At 61.2% G+C, this 17,822-nt stretch carries 20 protein-coding genes; 7 read left to right on the top strand and 13 right to left on the bottom strand.

The annotated features are described in order from the left end of the window. Positions 1-10: 10 nt before the first annotated feature. Together GGI60_RS10780 and uvrA are read right to left on the bottom strand one after the other, a co-directional pair. Positions 11-472 (bottom strand): N-acetyltransferase, encoded by a 462-nt coding sequence (locus GGI60_RS10780; protein WP_183915557.1) that lies wholly within the window; start codon positions 470-472, stop codon positions 11-13. Then, the gene (uvrA, locus tag GGI60_RS10775) at positions 469-3,390 is read right to left on the bottom strand and encodes an excinuclease ABC subunit UvrA (RefSeq protein ID WP_183915555.1); all 2,922 of its coding nucleotides are present in this window, start codon (positions 3,388-3,390) and stop codon (positions 469-471) included. The genes GGI60_RS10780 and uvrA overlap by 4 nt, the downstream gene beginning before the upstream one ends. 284 nt (positions 3,391-3,674) lie before the next feature. Between uvrA and GGI60_RS10770 the strand changes: the two genes are divergently transcribed. After that, positions 3,675-4,187 carry a single-stranded DNA-binding protein gene (locus tag GGI60_RS10770; protein ID WP_183915553.1) on the top strand — a complete coding sequence of 171 codons (513 nt, stop codon included), beginning with the start codon at positions 3,675-3,677 and terminating at the stop codon, positions 4,185-4,187. A gap of 105 nt (positions 4,188-4,292) precedes the next feature. On the opposite strand, the gene GGI60_RS10765 is transcribed toward GGI60_RS10770, so the two are convergent. Continuing rightward, the gene (locus GGI60_RS10765) at positions 4,293-4,940 is read right to left on the bottom strand and encodes a MarC family protein (RefSeq protein WP_183915551.1); all 648 of its coding nucleotides are present in this window, start codon (positions 4,938-4,940) and stop codon (positions 4,293-4,295) included. A gap of 237 nt (positions 4,941-5,177) precedes the next feature. Between GGI60_RS10765 and gyrA the strand changes: the two genes are divergently transcribed. Continuing rightward, positions 5,178-7,985, top strand: coding sequence for a DNA gyrase subunit A (gene gyrA / locus GGI60_RS10760; RefSeq protein WP_183915549.1), 2,808 nt, complete (start codon positions 5,178-5,180; stop codon positions 7,983-7,985). A gap of 149 nt (positions 7,986-8,134) precedes the next feature. Here gyrA and GGI60_RS32460 read toward each other — a convergent pair whose 3' ends face one another. From GGI60_RS32460 to GGI60_RS10750, 3 genes are all read right to left on the bottom strand, one after another. Continuing rightward, on the bottom strand, positions 8,135-8,269 hold the full coding sequence (locus tag GGI60_RS32460; protein ID WP_275620222.1) for a hypothetical protein: 135 nt from the start codon (positions 8,267-8,269) through the stop codon (positions 8,135-8,137). Positions 8,270-8,306: 37 nt separating this feature from the next. After that, positions 8,307-8,462: a hypothetical protein gene (locus GGI60_RS10755; protein WP_003539654.1), complete on the bottom strand. Its 156-nt coding sequence runs from the start codon at positions 8,460-8,462 to the stop codon at positions 8,307-8,309. Positions 8,463-8,593: 131 nt separating this feature from the next. Continuing rightward, entirely contained in the window at positions 8,594-8,884 is a 291-nt protein-coding gene (locus GGI60_RS10750; protein WP_183915547.1) for a hypothetical protein, read from the bottom strand. 90 nt (positions 8,885-8,974) lie between these two features. On the opposite strand from GGI60_RS10750, the gene coaD reads away from it, so the two are divergent. From coaD to tgt, 5 genes are all read left to right on the top strand, one after another. After that, the gene (gene coaD, locus GGI60_RS10745) at positions 8,975-9,469 is read left to right on the top strand and encodes a pantetheine-phosphate adenylyltransferase (protein ID WP_097667261.1); all 495 of its coding nucleotides are present in this window, start codon (positions 8,975-8,977) and stop codon (positions 9,467-9,469) included. 58 nt (positions 9,470-9,527) lie between these two features. Beyond that, positions 9,528-10,100 (top strand): peptidylprolyl isomerase, encoded by a 573-nt coding sequence (locus GGI60_RS10740; RefSeq protein ID WP_183915545.1) that lies wholly within the window; start codon positions 9,528-9,530, stop codon positions 10,098-10,100. Positions 10,101-10,128: 28 nt separating this feature from the next. Next, positions 10,129-10,638 (top strand): peptidylprolyl isomerase, encoded by a 510-nt coding sequence (locus GGI60_RS10735; RefSeq protein WP_183915543.1) that lies wholly within the window; start codon positions 10,129-10,131, stop codon positions 10,636-10,638. A 72-nt stretch (positions 10,639-10,710) separates the two neighbouring features. Continuing rightward, positions 10,711-11,796 carry a tRNA preQ1(34) S-adenosylmethionine ribosyltransferase-isomerase QueA gene (gene queA / locus GGI60_RS10730; RefSeq protein ID WP_183915541.1) on the top strand — a complete coding sequence of 362 codons (1,086 nt, stop codon included), beginning with the start codon at positions 10,711-10,713 and terminating at the stop codon, positions 11,794-11,796. After that, positions 11,793-12,923, top strand: a complete 1,131-nt coding sequence (gene tgt / locus GGI60_RS10725) for a tRNA guanosine(34) transglycosylase Tgt (RefSeq protein ID WP_183915539.1) — start codon at positions 11,793-11,795, stop codon at positions 12,921-12,923. The genes queA and tgt overlap by 4 nt, the downstream gene beginning before the upstream one ends. 2 nt (positions 12,924-12,925) lie before the next feature. On the opposite strand, the gene GGI60_RS10720 is transcribed toward tgt, so the two are convergent. The 7 genes from GGI60_RS10720 to GGI60_RS10690 form a co-directional block, all read right to left on the bottom strand. Then, positions 12,926-13,996, bottom strand: a complete 1,071-nt coding sequence (locus GGI60_RS10720; protein ID WP_183915537.1) for an acyltransferase family protein — start codon at positions 13,994-13,996, stop codon at positions 12,926-12,928. Positions 13,997-14,188: 192 nt separating this feature from the next. Next, the gene (locus tag GGI60_RS10715) at positions 14,189-14,572 is read right to left on the bottom strand and encodes a hypothetical protein (RefSeq protein WP_183915535.1); all 384 of its coding nucleotides are present in this window, start codon (positions 14,570-14,572) and stop codon (positions 14,189-14,191) included. Between the two features lie 88 nt (positions 14,573-14,660). Then, on the bottom strand, positions 14,661-15,089 hold the full coding sequence (locus GGI60_RS10710) for a DUF4864 domain-containing protein (protein ID WP_183915533.1): 429 nt from the start codon (positions 15,087-15,089) through the stop codon (positions 14,661-14,663). Positions 15,090-15,170: 81 nt separating this feature from the next. Further along, entirely contained in the window at positions 15,171-16,436 is a 1,266-nt protein-coding gene (fabF, locus tag GGI60_RS10705) for a beta-ketoacyl-ACP synthase II (RefSeq protein WP_183915531.1), read from the bottom strand. A 13-nt stretch (positions 16,437-16,449) separates the two neighbouring features. Next, positions 16,450-16,956: a helix-turn-helix domain-containing protein gene (locus GGI60_RS10700; RefSeq protein ID WP_183915530.1), complete on the bottom strand. Its 507-nt coding sequence runs from the start codon at positions 16,954-16,956 to the stop codon at positions 16,450-16,452. 60 nt (positions 16,957-17,016) lie between these two features. Then, positions 17,017-17,310 (bottom strand): hypothetical protein, encoded by a 294-nt coding sequence (locus GGI60_RS10695; RefSeq protein WP_183915528.1) that lies wholly within the window; start codon positions 17,308-17,310, stop codon positions 17,017-17,019. Positions 17,311-17,428: 118 nt separating this feature from the next. Further along, complete coding sequence (locus tag GGI60_RS10690) at positions 17,429-17,617, bottom strand: hypothetical protein (protein WP_183915526.1); 189 nt, start codon at positions 17,615-17,617, stop codon at positions 17,429-17,431. Positions 17,618-17,822: the final 205 nt, after the last annotated feature.

Genomic DNA, 17,822 nt, shown 5'->3' with positions numbered 1-17,822 from the left:
TGGCAGCCGCTCAGGCCGCAACAATCTCTTTCGCCATGTCGACGAGCGTCCATCCTGGCCGATAAGGATTTGGCCGGCGACCCGTTTCCTGAAACCCGAAGGCGCGATAAAGCGCGACGTTCCGCTCCATCCGCGCATTCGTATAGAGCCGGATCTCCGGCATGGCCCATTCCCGCGCCTTGCCTTCAAGCCAGCGCAGCATCGCAAGCCCGTGCCCGGCGCCCTGAAAGGCAGGCGAGACCGCGATGCTGAACAGCATGAGGTGCTCGGGATGCTGCTCGACGACCACGAGGCCGGCCGTTTCATCGCCGATCTCGCGCAGCCAGACCTCGCCGCGTTCGATGCGCGGCACGTAATCTTCGGTCACTGGCACCGGTGGAGCGCCGAAAAGTTCGGTATAGGGCAGATAGGCGGCTGCCGTCAGCGAGGTGATCGTTTGGAGATCGTCGCGCGACGCCAGCCTCATCGTCATTCCGCCGCAGCCGCCCTCTTGGCCGGGCGCCGCTCCAGCAATTCCTTGAGGAACTGTCCGGTATAGGAACGCTTCTCCTTGACGATTGACTCGGGCGTGCCGGCTGCGACGATCTCGCCGCCGCCATCGCCGCCCTCGGGGCCGAAGTCGAGCACCCAGTCGGCCGTCTTGATGACTTCCAGATTGTGCTCGATCACCACAACCGAATTTCCCTGGTTGACCAGTTCGTGCAGCATTTCGAGCAGCTTGGCCACGTCGTGGAAATGCAGGCCGGTCGTAGGTTCGTCGAGAATATAGAGCGTGCGCCCGGTCGAGCGTTTCGACAGTTCCTTGGCCAGCTTGACGCGCTGCGCCTCGCCGCCCGAAAGCGTGTTGGCCTGCTGGCCGACCTTGATGTAACCGAGGCCGACATCCTTCAGCGATTGCAGCTTGTCGCGCACCGCAGGCACCGCCGCGAAGAAATCGACGCCTTCCTCCACTGTCATGTCGAGCACGTCGGCGATCGACTTCTGCTTGAAGGTGACGTCGAGCGTCTCTCTGTTATAGCGCTTGCCGTGGCAGACGTCGCAGGTCACGTAGACATCGGGCAGGAAGTGCATCTCGATCTTGATGACGCCGTCGCCCTGGCAGGCTTCGCAGCGTCCGCCCTTGACGTTGAAGGAGAAGCGGCCCGGCTGATAGCCGCGCGCCTTGGCTTCCGGTAGGCCGGCGAACCAGTCGCGGATCGGCGTGAAGGCGCCGGTATAGGTCGCCGGGTTCGAGCGCGGCGTGCGGCCGATCGGCGACTGGTCGATGTCGATCACCTTGTCGATATGCTCGAAACCATCGATCCGGTCGTGGTCGGCGGGGATTTCGCGCGCACCCATGACGCGGCGCGCCGCCGATTTATACAGCGTCTCGACGAGGAAGGTGGACTTGCCGCCGCCGGAAACGCCGGTCACCGCGGTAAAGACGCCGAGCGGGATCGAGGCCGTGACATTCTTCAAATTGTTGCCGCGCGCGCCGACGACTTTGATCTCGCGGCCCTTCTTCGGCTTGCGGCGCTCGTCTGGAACCGGCACGCCGAGTTCGCCCGAGAGATATTTTCCGGTCAGCGACTTCGGATTGTCCATGATGTCCTGCGGCGTGCCGTGGGCGATAACCTGGCCGCCATGGATGCCGGCCGCCGGGCCGATGTCGACGACGTCGTCGGCCGTCAGGATCGCATCCTCGTCATGTTCAACGACGATGACCGTATTGCCGATATCGCGCAGGTGCTTGAGCGTGTCGAGCAGCCGGGCATTGTCGCGCTGATGCAGGCCGATCGACGGCTCGTCGAGCACGTAAAGCACGCCGGTCAAGCCCGAGCCGATCTGCGAGGCGAGGCGAATGCGCTGGCTCTCCCCGCCCGACAGCGTGCCGGAATTGCGCGACAGGCTGAGATACTCCAGGCCGACATCGTTGAGGAAGCGCAGCCGGTCGCGGATTTCCTTGAGGATGCGCACGGCGATCTCATTCTGTTTGGCGTTGAAGCTGGCTGGCAGCGTTTCGAACCAGTCGCGCGCAACACGGATCGACATCTCAGTCACTTCGCCGATATGCAGCCTGTTGATCTTCACGGCGAGCGCTTCCGGCTTCAGGCGATAGCCGCTGCAAGCCGGGCAGGGGGCTGCCGACATGAAACGCTCGATATCCTCGCGCGCCCAGGCGGAATCCGTCTCCTTCCAGCGGCGCTCGAGATTGGTGATGATGCCCTCGAAATTCTTGTGGGTGGTATAGGAGCGCGCGCCGTCGGCATAGTGGAACTCGATCTTGTCGTCGGTGCCGTTGAGTATGACGTCCTTGGCCTCGTCGGCGAGATCTTTCCAGCGGGTGCCGAGCTTGAAGCCGTAATGTTTGCCGAGCGCTTCCAGCGTCTGATTGTAATAGGGCGACGTCGATTTGGCCCAGGGCACGATCGCCCCGTCACGCAGCGTCCGCTCCGGCTCGGGTACGATCAGATCAGGGTCGATCTTCTGCTGGGCGCCGAGGCCGTCGCAGGTCGGGCAGGCGCCGAAGGGATTGTTGAAGGAAAACAGCCGGGGTTCGATCTCCGGGATGGTGAAGCCCGAGACCGGGCAGGCAAATTTCTCCGAAAACAGCACGCGCTCATGCGTCTCGTTCAGCGACTTGTTGGCCGAGCCGCCGGCCGAGGTTTCCTCCGGCGGCAGCGGCTTGTCGGCGAATTCGGCGACTGCCAGCCCGTCGGCGAGCTTCAGGCAGGTCTCCAGGCTGTCGGCCAGGCGCGCCGAGACATCCGAGCGCACGACGATGCGGTCGACGACGACGTCGATGTCGTGCTTGTATTTCTTGTCGAGAACCGGCGCCTCGGCGATCTCGTAGAACTGACCGTCGACCTTGACGCGCTGGAAGCCCTTCTTCATCAGCTCCGCCAGTTCCTTCTTGTATTCGCCCTTGCGCCCGCGCACGAGCGGCGCGAGAATATAAAGACGGGTGCCTTCGCCGAAAGCGAGGATGCGGTCGACCATCTGGCTGACCGTCTGGCTTTCGATCGGCAGGCCGGTCGCCGGCGAATAGGGAACGCCGACACGGGCAAAGAGCAGGCGCATATAGTCGTAGATCTCGGTGACGGTGCCGACTGTCGAGCGCGGGTTGCGCGAGGTGGTCTTCTGCTCGATCGAAATGGCCGGCGACAGCCCGTCGATCTGGTCGACATCGGGCTTCTGCATCATTTCGAGGAACTGCCGGGCATAGGCCGACAGGCTCTCGACATAGCGCCGCTGGCCCTCGGCGTAGATCGTGTCGAAGGCGAGCGAGGATTTGCCCGAGCCCGAGAGACCGGTCATGACGATCAGCTTGTTGCGCGGCAGATCGAGATCGATGCTCTTCAGATTGTGCTCGCGCGCGCCGCGGATGGAGATCGTCTTCAGTTCGCTCATCGTCTCTGCTTTGGTTTTCTGGGTAACAGCCCTTATTTAGTGATGCCGGCGGGCGAGTCGAGGCTGAATATCCGGGAAGGTTCAAGGTTTTCGATTCTGTTGACAGGATCATACGGATAAACTAGAACAAATAAAGAACAAAATTCCTGATGAATGCATGCGGCTTTCTGATGGATAAACATGTGGATTAAATGCCGCCCATGCGCATCGGCGGTCCGTGATGGTTTAAGGTGCGCCGATCGATTGAAACGCCGCCGGGCAGGGCGGCAGGCAGGGTGAGAAGCATGGCTGGTAGCGTGAACAAGGTAATTCTGGTTGGAAATGTGGGTGCAGATCCCGAAATCCGCCGGACTCAGGATGGCCGGCCGATCGCCAATCTCCGTATCGCGACCTCGGAGACCTGGCGTGACCGCAATTCCGGCGAACGCCGCGAAAAGACCGAATGGCACACCGTCGTCGTCTTCAACGAAGGCCTCTGCAAGGTCGTCGAGCAATATGTGAAGAAGGGCGCCAAGCTCTATATCGAAGGCCAGCTGCAGACCCGCAAATGGCAGGACCAGCAGGGCCAGGACCGCTATTCGACGGAAGTGGTGCTGCAGGGCTTCGGTTCGACGCTGACCATGCTCGACGGACGCGGCGATGGCGGCGGTGCCAGCTCCGGCTTCGGCGGCGGCCGCGGCAGCAGCAACAATGATTACGGCGACGATTACGGCGCCCCGGCATCGTCCTCATCGTCGAACCGCGGTGGTGGCGGCGGCAACTTCTCGCGCGATCTCGACGACGATATCCCGTTCTGATCGGTCATAGTTCCTGATTTATATGAGCAGCTGAGAGCATGATGTCCTGAACGGCATCATGCTCTCTCTGTTTTCCCGCGACGATTGCTTCCGCCGACGCCTTTGTCAGTGCGGCGTCGCGCTGATGAGATTGAGTGCCGATTTCGCCCCGTCGACGACGAATTGCGCCGCTAGCGCGGCGAGGATGACGCCGAGGAGCCGCGTCAGGATTGCCCGGCCGGTGACGCCGAGGAAACGGTCGAGCCGTTCGGCGACGAGCAGCATCAGGAAGGTCAGTAGCAGGTTGGCGGCGATGACGCCGATCAGTTGCGCCTTTTCGATCGAGGTCGCGAGCGTCCCGGCAAGCAGGATCGTCGCTGAGATCGCACCGGGGCCGGCGATTAGCGGCAGGGCGAGGGGAAAAACGGCGACATTTTCGATATGATCCTTGGTGATCGCCACCTCGGTCGCCTTCTCCTTGCGGTCCTGTCGCTTCTCGAAGACCATCTCGAAGGCGATCCAGAAGAGCAGCAGCCCGCCGGCGATGCGGAAGGCACCGATCGAAATTCCGAGCACGCCGAGTACGCCGGCGCCGAACAGGGCGAAGACGGCGAGGATGATGAAGGCGATGGTCGAGCCGCGTAGCGCCACCTGCGTGCGCTGGGCTCTGCTCATGCCGCTCGTCAGCCCCAGGAAGAGTGGTGCCAGCCCCGGTGGATCGATGGTAACGAGAAGCGTCGTGAAGGCATTGATCAGTTGGTCGGCGCTTGCCATCGTCTCTCCGGAAGCCCATATGGGTGCGTGGTTTTCGACGATTGTGAAGCGGGGTTTTGGATTTGGCAAATAAACCGCGGCGGTCCGCGGCTGATTTGCCAGGCCTGGCTGCACAAGTCCCGTGTTTTACCCTTTTTCGGCCGCAAAAGCCTGTTCAAAACGCACTCGGAAATTGGCGCGGCAACAGGCTTTCCGCTATAAATCTTCAAGTGATTCTAGAAGAGATCGTGATCTGTTTTGACTGAGCAAACACCCCCCGGCGGCGGGAAGCTCCCGCCAGGCATCGAGCCCATCTCCATCATGGAGGAAATGCAGCGGTCGTACCTCGATTACGCCATGAGCGTCATCGTCAGCCGCGCGCTGCCCGACGTGCGCGACGGCCTGAAGCCCGTGCACCGGCGCATCCTCTACGGCATGTCCGAGCTCGGCATCGACTGGAACAAGAAATACGTCAAATGCGCCCGCGTCACCGGTGATGTGATGGGTAAATACCATCCGCACGGCAATGCCGCGATCTATGATGCGCTCGCCCGCATGGCGCAGCCTTGGTCGCTGCGGCTGCCGCTGATCGACGGTCAGGGCAATTTCGGCTCCGTCGACGGCGATCCGCCGGCGGCCGAACGTTACACCGAATGCCGCCTGGAGAAGGCCGCCCATTCGCTGCTCGACGATCTCGACAAGGAAACCGTCGATTTCCGCGACAACTATGACGGCACGCTCTCCGAGCCGGTGGTGGTTCCCGCCAAGTTCCCGAACCTGCTCGTCAACGGCGCCGGCGGCATCGCCGTCGGCATGGCGACCAACATTCCGCCGCATAACCTGTCGGAAGTGATCGACGGCTGTATCGCGCTGATAAACGATCCGGCGATCGAACTGCCGGAACTGATGCAGATCATTCCCGGCCCGGATTTTCCGACGGGTGCAAAGATCCTCGGTCGCGCCGGCATCCGCTCGGCCTACGAGACCGGCCGCGGCTCGGTCATCATGCGCGGCGTCGCGGCGATCGAGCCGATGCGCGGCGACCGCGAACAGATCATCATCACTGAGATTCCCTATCAGGTGAACAAGGCGACGATGATCGAGAAGATGGCCGAATTGGTGCGCGAAAAGCGCATCGAGGGCATCTCCGACCTGCGCGACGAATCCGACCGCCAGGGCTATCGCGTCGTCATCGAGCTGAAGCGCGACGCCAATGCCGAGGTCATCCTCAACCAGCTCTATCGTTACACGCCGCTGCAGACCTCCTTCGGCTGCAACATGGTGGCGCTGAACGGCGGCAAGCCGGAGCAACTGACGTTGCTCGACATGCTGCGCGCCTTCGTCTCCTTCCGCGAAGAAGTCGTTAGCCGGAGAACGAAATTTCTGCTGCGCAAGGCTCGCGAGCGTGCCCATGTGTTGGTCGGTCTCGCCATTGCGGTCGCTAATATCGATGAAGTCATTCGCGTTATTCGTCAGGCACCCGATCCGCAGTCGGCCCGCGAAGAACTGATGACCCGCCGCTGGCCGGCGGAAGATGTCGAAAGCCTGATCCGTCTCATCGACGATCCACGCCATCGCATCAACGAGGACATGACGTACAACCTGTCGGAAGAGCAGGCCCGCGCCATTCTCGAACTGCGTCTCGCCCGCCTCACGGCCCTTGGCCGTGACGAAATTGGCGACGAACTCAACAAGATCGGCGAGGAAATCCGGGATTATCTCGATATTCTGTCCTCGCGTGTCCGCATCCAGACCATCGTCAAGGATGAACTCACCGCCGTGCGCGACGAGTTCGGCACACCGAGACGCACCGAGATCGTCGATGGCGGCCTCGAAATGGACGATGAGGATCTCATCGCCCGCGAGGACATGGTCGTTACCGTCTCGCATCTCGGTTATATCAAGCGCGTACCGCTGACCACCTACCGCGCTCAGCGCCGTGGCGGCAAGGGCCGCTCCGGCATGACTACCCGCGACGAGGATTTCGTTAGCCGGCTATTCGTGGTCAATACCCATACGCCGGTTCTGTTCTTCTCGTCGCGCGGCATCGTCTACAAGGAGAAGGTCTGGCGCCTGCCGATCGGCACGCCGACCTCGCGCGGCAAGGCGCTGATCAACATGCTGCCGCTCGCACCCGGCGAGCGCATCACCACCATCCTGCCCTTGCCCGAGGACGAGGCGAGCTGGGACAATCTCGACGTCATGTTCTCGACGACGCGCGGCACGGTTCGCCGCAATAAGCTGTCGGACTTCGTCCAGGTGAACCGCAACGGCAAGATCGCCATGAAGCTCGAGGAGGAGGGTGATGAAATCCTCTCCGTCGAGACTTGCACGGAACATGACGACGTTCTTCTGACGACCGCGCTCGGCCAGTGCATCCGCTTCTCCGTCGACGACGTTCGCGTCTTCGCCGGCCGCAACTCGATCGGCGTGCGCGGCATCAATCTCGGCGAGGGCGATCGCATCATATCGATGACGATTGTCGGCCATGTCGATGCCGAGCCGTGGGAGCGCGCCGCCTATCTGAAGCGCTCTGCCGCCGAACGCCGCGCGACGGGCGTCGATGAAGAAGATATCGCTCTCGTCGGCGAGGAGGTCACCGAAGAGGGACAGCTCTCCGATGAGCGTTATGAAGAGCTGAAGGCACGCGAGCAATTCGTGCTCACCGTCTCCGAGAAGGGCTTCGGCAAGCGCTCGTCGTCTTATGACTTCCGCATCTCCGGCCGCGGCGGCAAGGGTATCCGCGCTACCGACACGTCGAAAACCGGCGAAATCGGCGAATTGGTCGCCGCTTTCCCGGTCGATGATGGCGATCAGATCATGCTGGTTTCGGATGGCGGCCAGCTCATCCGCGTGCCGGTCGGCGGCATCCGCATCGCCAGCCGCGCCACCAAGGGCGTCACCATCTTCTCGACGGCCAAGGACGAGAAGGTCGTTTCGGTCGAGCGCATCAGCGAGCCGGAAGAGGACGACACGGAGGAGGCTGCCGACGTCGCCGAAGGCTCCGCGGCCGCCGGCGAGGCGCCGTCCGCCGATGGCGATCCGGCGAGGCCTGCCGAGGAATGATCAAGTGAAAGGGCGGCTTCGGGCCGCCCTTTTCTTTTGGCGTTAGCCTGGCTTATCCCCAAGAAAAAAGCCGGACGCTGGGTGCATCCGGCTTTAAAGGACCCGAGGCGGCTGAAGGGTGCCGCTCTTGGGTGGGGAAGGGAGGAATGTCAGAATGCGCTATGTTTTTCGTTCAGCGCTTTCACCTCTGCGTCTTCGCGCCGGAGCGCTGAAATCGTCGAGGCCACAGACACGATGAACATCACGCTGATGAGGGCGGTGAGTGCGGTCAAGATCGTGAACATAGGCATTCCTTTCACTGGGGAGTTGCGTCCTCGCCCCTCAGTACTGGCCCAGTACGGCCGTGCGGGCCGAAGCATAGGGACCATAAACCTTGGACGTATCGACCTTCTGATCATAGAGAGCGACAGTTGCGGTGAGCATGCCCGTGACCATTACCATCCAGAGCACGTTAATCATCGTAATCTTGCCGGGCATCTTTAGTCCTTCCTGCCGCGATAATCGCATCTATGGGTCGGTTGAGTGAACGCATCCGTTTGAAAATGGTTCCGCCGGATGTTGAGGGGGTGTTTACCAATGACGATCTGAAGCCTCCTTGAATGTCTCGTTCATCTGGCGTTCAGATTCGAGACTCGGTTTTGTTCGCGCAGCCGGCCTTGGGCGCGCACGATCGCGGCATGTTCGGCAAGCTCCGGCCGCACCCAGCTCACCTCGTAGCGATCGGCGAAAAAGCCATAGGCCATTTCAGCGGCGAGAGAGAAAAGGACGGCAAGCGCAACGAGCACGATCAGCATGGATATGGTCTTTCGGGGAACGCCGGATGCCGGAATGGCATCGGCTGCCTTGATGATCCGAGTTAAGCACCTTCTGTCTGAAACAGCCTTGAATGGCATGTTCATTCGCCGTTCAGCCATGGGAAATGGCGGGGCAAATCACTTGCGGCAAGGCAGCATCCATGACAAAAGGCGTCAAACCAACGGTCGAGCCAGATGACGACAGCTTTTTATCCTGGGTCCTTCGACCCGATCACCAACGGACATGTGGATGTTCTGGTCCAGGCCCTGAACGTCGCCGAAAAGGTGATCGTCGCGATTGGCATCCATCCTGGCAAGGCACCGCTCTTTTCGTTCGACGAAAGAGCCGAGCTGATCCGCCTTTCCCTGGCGCAAGCGCTGCCCGGCAAGACCGGCGACATCACCGTCGTCGCCTTCGACAATCTGGTCGTCGATGCCGCCCGTGCCCATGGCGCAACGCTTTTGATCCGCGGCCTTCGCGACGGAACCGACCTCGATTACGAAATGCAGATGGCCGGCATGAACAGGGCGATGGCGCCCGACATCCAGACCATCTTTTTGCCGGCGGGCACGGCTTCGCGGCCCATTACCGCCACATTGGTCCGCCAGATCGCCGCCATGGGCGGCGATGTCAGCGCTTTCGTGCCGGCCGCCGTCCTGCAAGCCCTCACATCCAAGCGCCCGAACTAGCAAGTAAGAAGTCTCGCAAGCGCAAAGACCAGGCGGAACCCGCCGCAACGGAGCCCATATGAAACTCTTTTATCTCGCATTTGCCGGCGTGCTGTATCTGGCCTCCTTCGCGGGGGATGCCTTCGCCCAGACGGCCGATCACTATCTCACCATCCAGCTGAAGAACGGCCCTGTCGTCATCCAGTTGATGCCTGATGTCGCACCGAAGCACGTTGCCCAGATCGAGGCGCTGGCCAAGAAGGGCGAATATGACAACGTCGCCTTCCACCGCGTCATCGAGGGCTTCATGGCCCAGACTGGCGACGTCAAATACGGCAACATGGAAAAGGGTTTTGATGCCAGCCTTGCCGGCACCGGCTCCTCCGATCTGCCCGATATTCCGGCTGAGTTCTCCAAGACCCCGTTTGTGCGCGGCACGGTCGGCATGGCCCGCTCGCAGGATCCGAATTCCGCCAATTCGCAGTTCTTCATCATGTTCGCCGACGGTTCTTTCCTGAACGGCCAGTATACCGTCGTCGGCAAGGTCGTTTCCGGCATGGAGAATGTCGACAAGATCAAGCGCGGCGAAGGCCAGAACGGCGAAGTCAAAAATCCCGACCGGATGATCAAGGTCACGCTGGGCAAGAAGTAAGTTACGAGACAAACAAGAGGAGAAGGCAATGGCCGAGATCAAGGATCCCGAAAACACCGTCATTCTGGAAACCACCAAGGGCAAGGTTGTCATTCAGCTGCTGCCGCAGGTCGCCCCGGAGCACGTCGCCCGCATCAAGGAACTCGCCCGCGAGAAGGCATATGACGGTGTCGTTTTCCACCGCGTCATTGAGAATTTCATGGCCCAGACGGGCGATGTCGAATATGGCAAGAAGGGTTCTGAAACTTTCAATCCCGGCCGGGCCGGCATGGGCGGCTCCTCCAAGCCGGACCTGAAGGCTGAATTCTCCGCGACCTCGCATGTTCGCGGCACCTGCTCAATGGCCCGTTCTCAGAACCCGAACTCGGCCAACTCGCAGTTCTTCATCTGCTTCACCGACGCGCCGTGGCTGAACAAGCAGTATTCCGTCTGGGGCCAGGTGATCGAAGGCATGGACAATGTCGACAAGATCAAGCGCGGCGAGCCGGTTTCCGATCCGGACTCGATCGTCTCGATGCGGGTTGCCGCCGACGTCTGATTGTGATTTCTGCTGAAACCCGCCCTTGCGCGAAAGCGCGGGGCGGGTTTCGCTTTGCCTGAAAGTACCTCGATGCGCGTAGAACTTTTCGATTTCGACCTGCCGGATGAACGCATTGCGTTGCGGCCTGCCGAGCCGCGCGACAGCGCGCGCCTGCTGCTCGTTGATCCCAATGCGGAAAGCGCGCTCTCGGATCATCACGTTTACGATCTGCCGTCGTTCCTGCGGGCCGGTGACGCGCTGGTCTTCAACGATACCAAGGTCATTCCCGCCCAGCTCGAGGGCATCCGCCATCGCGACGGCGCCGGCGGCCAGCAGGTTTCGGCAACGCTGCATATGCGCATCGGCCCCAGCCGCTGGAAAGCCTTTGCCAAGCCCGGCAAACGCATCAAGGAGGGCGACCGCATCACCTTTGGCCATTCCGGCGAAAGCTGCATGATCGGCTCGCTCGATGCGACGGTGGAGGAAAAGGGGGAAGCGGGCGAAGTGACGCTCGCCTTCGATCTGTCCGGCCCGGCGCTCGACGAGGCGATCGCCGCCGTCGGCCATATTCCGCTGCCACCCTATATCGCCGCCAAGCGCCCGGAGGACGAGCGCGACCGCGCCGACTACCAGACGATCTATGCCCGCGAGGAAGGCGCCGTCGCCGCCCCCACCGCCGGCCTGCATTTCACGCCTGATCTGTTCGAAGCGCTCGACAAGGCCGGCATCGAACGCCATTTCGTCACCCTGCATGTCGGTGCCGGCACTTTCCTGCCCGTCAAGGCCGACGATACCGACGATCACAAGATGCATCTCGAAAGCGGCTATGTCAGCGCCGAAATCGCCGCCCGGCTGAATGCCGTCAAGGCAAGAGGCGGGCGTATCGTCTGCGTCGGCACGACCTCGCTGCGGCTCATCGAAAGTGCGGCTGAAGAAGGCGGAGAGATCAAGCCCTGGGCCGGTGCCACCGGTATCTTCATCACGCCGGGCTACCGCTTCAAGGCGGTCGACATGCTGATGACCAATTTTCACCTGCCTCGCTCGACGCTGTTCATGCTGGTCGCGGCCTTTTCCGGCTTCGAAACCATGCACGCCGCGTATGAACACGCCATTTCGACAGGCTACCGCTTCTACTCCTACGGCGACGCGAGCCTTCTCTTCCGGAAAGACAAATGACCGAGAACTTCCAATTCACCTTGAAGAAGACCGATGCTGGCGCCCGCCTCGGCGAAATCTCCATGCCGCGCGGCGAAATCCGCACGCCGGCCTTCATGCCGGTGGGCACGGTCGGCACCGTCAAGGCCATGTATCTCGATCAGGTGCGCGAGACCGGCGCCGACATCATCCTCGGCAATACCTATCACCTGATGCTGCGCCCGACGGCCGAGCGCGTCGCCCGCCTCGGCGGCCTGCACAAGCTCATTCGCTGGGAACATCCGATCCTAACGGATTCCGGCGGCTTCCAGGTCATGTCGCTCTCCGGCCTGCGCAAGCTCGACGAACAGGGCGTCACCTTCAAGTCGCATGTCGACGGCAGCCTGCACCATATGTCGCCGGAGCGCTCCATCGAAATCCAGGGATTGCTCGGCTCCGACATCCAGATGCAGCTCGACGAATGCGTGGCGCTGCCGGCCGAGCCGAAGGAGATCGAGCGCGCCATGGAAATGTCGCTGCGCTGGGCTGAACGCTGCCGGGTCGCCTTTGGCGAGCAGCCGGGCAAGGCGATGTTCGGTATCGTCCAGGGCGGCGATATCCCGGCGCTGCGCATCCGCTCGGCCGAGGCGCTGAGCCAGCTCGACCTCAAGGGCTATGCGGTCGGCGGCCTCGCCGTCGGCGAACCGCAGGACGTCATGCTGCGGATGCTGGAAACGACGCTGCCCGTGCTTCCTGTAGAAAAGCCGCGTTACCTTATGGGCGTCGGCACGCCCGACGATATCCTCAAATCGGTCGCCCGCGGCATCGACATGTTCGACTGCGTCATGCCGACCCGCTCCGGCCGCCATGGTCTGGCTTTCACCCGCCGCGGCAAGGTCAATATCCGCAATGCCCGCCATGCCGACGATATGCGCCCGCTCGACGAACAGTCGAACTGCCCGGCTTCACGCGATTATTCGCGTGCCTATCTCCACCATCTCGTCCGCGCCAACGAAGCCCTCGGCGGCATGCTGCTCTCCTGGCACAATCTCGCCTACTATCAGGAACTGATGCAGGGCATTCGCAAGGCGATCGCCGAAGGCCGCTTCGCCGATTTTATGGCGGAAACGATGGAGGAATGGGCAAGGGGTGATCTCGACCCGGTGTAACACTAGCTCGCCTCCGCGGGAACCTCGGATGCTGGTGTCGGCGCAACCATAATTTTGAGCTTTTTGCGCACTGGCTCGTCGAAGTGAGTGGCGACGATGCCGGCCATGATGAAAATCGCGATCACGACGACCATACCGGCGCCCGGCGAGGCCGGGAGGTCAAAGCCCTTTTGCCGCAGTAGATGTAGCAACTCGAAGATGGGCGCGTGCAGGATATAAATCGGGTAGGAAACGATCCCCAGCCAGCGAAATGCTAGCTCGACAACGCCGCTCTGCCTCGTGCGCATTGCGACCCAGACAACGGCCGGGAAAATCGTCAGGCATATTAAGAGATCAAAATAGGGAAAGCCGTAGAATGTGCTGGCGGGTATATTCGTGATCACAATCAGGCAGCCACAGAGGAGAATTCCCACCGTGTTGCCTCTATTGGCCACATTCGGCGTCCGAACCTCGTACAACCTGTGAAGGCAGATCCCGAGCGAGAATGAGAACAAAATTCTCGAGAATCCAAATCCGAAGTAGCCCGCCTGATGGCCAATGTCGAAATTGCCTCCGAGGGCGCCGTACAAGGTGATACCCGCTGCTCCGAGGGCGATGGCGAGCAAGATTCTGGACGATAGCCGTACCAGAAGAACGGAAAACAGCACTCCAGCCCAGAGTTCGAAGAAGAGCGACCAAGTCGGTCCGTTTAACGGAAAGGCGCCGTCAGTGCCTGCATTTGGAATGAACAGAATCGCCCTCAGCAGAAGGCCGGCCAGGGTGAGGTAATCGAAGCCGAACTGAATTGCATAGCTGACAAGGCCAACAGGAAGAGAAAGCAGATAGACAGGATAAAGCCGAATAATGCGCTGCAGCAGAAATCTCGCGGGCGAAATCTGTCCCGTTGCCAGTTGCCTTTCGTATGAATTTGCAAGAACGACGCCGCTCAAAAGAAAGAAGAGGTCCACGGCGAGATAGCTGATATTCACCGGTATCGGACCGAGCGTGCCGCCAGTATGCAGGAACATGACCATGATGGCCGCGATTCCTCGCAACGCTTCAAGAGCCGTGAAAAATCGCTTGCCAGTGTTCACATGCCAATCCCCCGCTGGCAGTTTTTTACTCCAGCACGATTTCAAAATAGTTAGTGCAACCAATCAAAGTGCTGGGCAGTGTTGATCCAGCCAAGAACAGCACATCAGATGCCGCTCATCCGGAACTGACGCAGGATGCGCAAGGCGATCGCTGAAGACCGCTTCGTCCTCTACCTTGGTGCGCTTGGTCAATCAGCGGGTGGGCGTGCAACTTCCGACATCGGCCGGTTTGACGCGCCCAGCCTGAAGATCGCTCCATTGCGGTATGGACGGATCAGGGCCACCGATCGATGCCTCAAACGCGGCACGGTCCAGCTTGACCAGCCGTCCGCTTGAAAGGATGCTCACCATCTCCTTCCTGCTGACATAGGCCAGGCTGGCATCCACCCGGCAGAAGAACTGCTTGCTGCCGTTCGAGACGACCCAGCCATAGCCGCCGGCCTTTCCTCTGGTCAGTTTTCCGACGGCATAATTCTGCTGCGCGAGCTTTGAAAAGGATTCCGCCTGCGCCACACCTGGGACGGTGGAAAGACCGATGATGAGCGTTGCGAGCGACCGCGTGAAGGAAATGGGCATTGAGGTTCACCCCTGACAGAAAAACATCGTTCTCTATGTGCTGGAGATGCAGAGCACAACTTTAATCTGAAAAAATATACTCAATCGTCTAGATGCCCTTGCTGTCCGCGTCCGGCATGATCTGCACGCCGTTGATGCCGTAGCTGCCATCCGGCTGGCGGGTCATCTGGTAGATCGCCGTCCAGTCCTTGCCGTCGCGGCCTGATATCAGCACCTCGTGGTAAATCAGCGCGCCGTTGTCGATCGAGCGGCTCCGGCCGAAGGCGTAGTTGCCGGGGTGATAGACTGGCTCGTAGCTCTTCTTGACCATAGCAAAGAACAGGTTCTTGTCGGGATACATCGCCTTGATACCGGGAGCGGCGAAGGAATAGGCGGTCTCGGCATCGTCCTTGAGGAAGGCTTTGATCTGTTCCTCGATCATCGTCCGCGTCGTATCGATCGGATCTTCGGCGCGGGCCGAGACGGTGGAGAGGAGGGACGCGGCACACAGAATGACAACTGCGAAGAAGGCGCGCATGGGTTGATCTCCAACTCTATCGGCGAATGATCCCCGACAGAGTGGAAGTGTAGGCCATTTCCAGCGCAAGGAAAGCGGACTTTACGGCCAGCGCCGGAAGAGGGCGCTGGCATTCACCCCGCCAAAACCGAAACCGTTGGTGATGGCATAGTCCATCGCCAGCGTCCGCGCCGTCTTGCCGACGATATCGATGCCGTAGGCATCAGGATCGGCTTCATCGAGGTTGCGGGTCGGCGGCGCGATCTGGTCGCGCAGCGCCAGGATGGTGAAGATCGCCTCCAGCCCGCCGGCGGCCCCGAGCAGATGGCCGGTCGCCGATTTCGTCGCGCTGACGGCGATGGCGCCATCGCGGCCGAAGACGGTGCCGATCGCGGCGATCTCGCCTTTGTCACCGACAGGTGTCGAAGTTGCGTGCGCATTCAGGTGTTTGACCTCGGAAGCGGGGATCTTCGCCTGCCTGAGCGCGGCTTCCATTGCCCTGCGCGCGCCGTCGCCGTCTTCGGGGCCTGCGGTCATGTGGTAGGCATCCGCCGCCGTGCCGTAGCCGACGAGTTCGGCAAGTGGCGTCGCCCCGCGGGCGAGCGCATGCTCCAGCGTCTCGATCACCAGGATGCCGGCGCCTTCTCCCATGACGAAACCATCGCGCGCCGTGTCGAAGGGCCGCGAGGCCAGCTCCGGCGTCTCGTTAAAGCCGGTGGAAAGGGCACGCGCAGCGGCAAAGCCGCCAAGGCTCACCTTGTCGATGCAGGCCTCGGCGCCGCCGCAGATCGCCACATCCGCCTCGCCGGAGCGGATCAGCCGTGCCGCATCGCCGATCGCCTGGACGCTGGCCGCACACGCGGTCACCGGTGCGCCGAGCGGCCCCTTGAAGCCGTAGCGGATGCTGATTTGACCGGCCGCGAGATTGACGAGGAAGGAGGGCACGGTGAAGGGCGACAGTCGCCGGACGCCGCGCGCCTCACCGATCCGCACCGCTTCGGCAATGGCCGGAAAGCCGCCGACGCCCGACGCGATGATCGTCGCGGTGCGTTCGCGTTTTCTTTCGTCGGTCGGCATCCAGCCGGCCTGCTTCACCGCTTCCTCCGTCGCCGCAATGGCGAAATGGATGAAGCGGTCCATCTTCTTCTGATCCTTGGGGGTGATGTAGCGGTCGGGATCGAAGCCCGCCTCGACATCCTCGCTGATACCGGGAACGATACCCCCGACTTTGGCCGAGAGTTCGCCGACGATATCGTCCGCGAGCGTCTTCAGCCCCGAGCCACCTTTGAGAAGACGCTTCCAGGCGGGCTCGACGCCAGTGCCGAGGGGCGAGACAAGTCCCATGCCGGTGACAACGATGCGGTCCATGATATTTTCCTTTCTATGCGTCGATGCCGAGATACCAGGTGCGCATGCGGGCGATCCGCGCACGCACGTCGTCATCGGCTGCAGGGCCTGCAAGCAGGCCGGTGTTTTCGGGTGTCACTTGTTCGCCGGTCCGCGCGTCGACCAGCTTGGTCTCGCGCGTTCTGCCGGAGTTCGCATCGCTGAGAAGAAAGGCGAGATCCTCTTCCGGAATGTGGCGGCTTCCCCAGGAAAACAGCGCCATCAGCACCGGAAAGAAATCGCGGCCCTTCTCGGTCAGCAGATATTCGTAGCGGGCAGGGCGCTGCTGGTAGAGCCGCCGCTCGAACAGCCCCTGATCCGTCAGATGTTTGAGCCGCCGCGTCAGGATGTTCGGCGCCACGCCGAGGCTTTTCTGGAATTCATCGAAACGCGAGAGCCCTTGGAAGGCATCACGCAGGATCAGAATGCTCCACCAGTCGCCGACGCTGTCAAGCGCGCGCGCCGCCGGGCATTTGAACTCACTGAAGCTTGTTCGTTGCATGATCATAGCCACTACAGCAGCGACTATCATCATGCAAGTAACCTGTGCGCGGGAAATGCGCTAGATTGCGTCGCCAGCGAAAAAACGGGCGAGCACGACGCCGGTCACGAGCATGCCTGCCGCGGCGAAGATCGTATCGCCCGGAGTGCCGATATAGAGCGGCCCGATATTGGCAAACAGCAGGAAGGCGATGAGGAAGTTCACCCAGCCCCATAGGACGTTCACGGTCGGGGAACTGCGCTTTGCGAACGGAGTGCGGAAAGGCCGGCCGCTGACGCCATTCACGAAATGCGGCATGCCGTTGGTGACAAATGCTGCGGCGATGAAATGGGCAAGATAGGCGATCCAGGGCAAAGGCTTCTCCGGTGCTGCGAGTAGCGTTAGCGGAGAATGTGGTCGGGATTGCCGCTCCGGCAAGGGAGGTTTGTGACGCGGGTAACGCGGCAGCCCACCGCCGAAAAGCGACGGACCGTCAGGCAAATCCAAGCGGCAGCTTTTCCAGTTTTCTGTCGGCGCCGTAGTCGCGCTCATGCGGCGAGGGCCGCCGGCCATGGCGGCTGAAGGAAAGGTCGATGCGGTTTTCGGCAAAAATCCCGTCGGCATAGGTGCCGGTATCATGATAATCGGCATCTGTCTTAGGGGCGAGTATTTTCAAGATCATCGGGGTTCCTCCGCGGCGCAGCATCAACACTCGGAAAGGCCGCTTGGTTCCATTTATAGGCTCTGAATTATTAATAAATTAACCATAAATGCGGGAGCAAGACTGAGTTGCAAGGTGCCGCGCGGCGTGCCCCAGTGCTGAAATGGCGTAGCCGTGGAACTCCTGATGTTGATCGCCGTTGATCCGGCATAAACACAGGAGGTTT

It is taken from the genome of Rhizobium lentis (assembly GCF_014200175.1).
In the GTDB taxonomy this organism is placed as follows: Bacteria; Pseudomonadota; Alphaproteobacteria; order Rhizobiales; family Rhizobiaceae; genus Rhizobium; species Rhizobium mulingense.
Note: the sequence above shows the minus strand (reverse complement) of the source record. Positions and strands in the feature narration are given on the sequence as shown.

Excerpts from the sequence above, each read along its gene's own strand:
- tgt (WP_183915539.1), top strand. The coding sequence starts at position 11,793 with ATGACCGAGAACTTCCAATTCACCTTGAAGAAGACCGATGCTGGCGCC.
- GGI60_RS10770 (WP_183915553.1), top strand. The coding sequence starts at position 3,675 with ATGGCTGGTAGCGTGAACAAGGTAATTCTGGTTGGAAATGTGGGTGCA.
- GGI60_RS10740 (WP_183915545.1), top strand. The coding sequence starts at position 9,528 with ATGAAACTCTTTTATCTCGCATTTGCCGGCGTGCTGTATCTGGCCTCC.
- GGI60_RS10690 (WP_183915526.1), bottom strand. The coding sequence starts at position 17,617 with ATGATCTTGAAAATACTCGCCCCTAAGACAGATGCCGATTATCATGAT.
- fabF (WP_183915531.1), bottom strand. The coding sequence starts at position 16,436 with ATGGACCGCATCGTTGTCACCGGCATGGGACTTGTCTCGCCCCTCGGC.
- GGI60_RS10780 (WP_183915557.1), bottom strand. The coding sequence starts at position 472 with ATGACGATGAGGCTGGCGTCGCGCGACGATCTCCAAACGATCACCTCG.
- coaD (WP_097667261.1), top strand. The coding sequence starts at position 8,975 with ATGACGACAGCTTTTTATCCTGGGTCCTTCGACCCGATCACCAACGGA.
- GGI60_RS10750 (WP_183915547.1), bottom strand. The coding sequence starts at position 8,884 with ATGAACATGCCATTCAAGGCTGTTTCAGACAGAAGGTGCTTAACTCGG.
- uvrA (WP_183915555.1), bottom strand. The coding sequence starts at position 3,390 with ATGAGCGAACTGAAGACGATCTCCATCCGCGGCGCGCGCGAGCACAAT.
- GGI60_RS10700 (WP_183915530.1), bottom strand. The coding sequence starts at position 16,956 with ATGCAACGAACAAGCTTCAGTGAGTTCAAATGCCCGGCGGCGCGCGCG.
- GGI60_RS10710 (WP_183915533.1), bottom strand. The coding sequence starts at position 15,089 with ATGCGCGCCTTCTTCGCAGTTGTCATTCTGTGTGCCGCGTCCCTCCTC.
- queA (WP_183915541.1), top strand. The coding sequence starts at position 10,711 with ATGCGCGTAGAACTTTTCGATTTCGACCTGCCGGATGAACGCATTGCG.
- GGI60_RS32460 (WP_275620222.1), bottom strand. The coding sequence starts at position 8,269 with ATGTTCACGATCTTGACCGCACTCACCGCCCTCATCAGCGTGATGTTC.
- GGI60_RS10765 (WP_183915551.1), bottom strand. The coding sequence starts at position 4,940 with ATGGCAAGCGCCGACCAACTGATCAATGCCTTCACGACGCTTCTCGTT.
- GGI60_RS10715 (WP_183915535.1), bottom strand. The coding sequence starts at position 14,572 with ATGCCCATTTCCTTCACGCGGTCGCTCGCAACGCTCATCATCGGTCTT.
- GGI60_RS10755 (WP_003539654.1), bottom strand. The coding sequence starts at position 8,462 with ATGCCCGGCAAGATTACGATGATTAACGTGCTCTGGATGGTAATGGTC.
- GGI60_RS10735 (WP_183915543.1), top strand. The coding sequence starts at position 10,129 with ATGGCCGAGATCAAGGATCCCGAAAACACCGTCATTCTGGAAACCACC.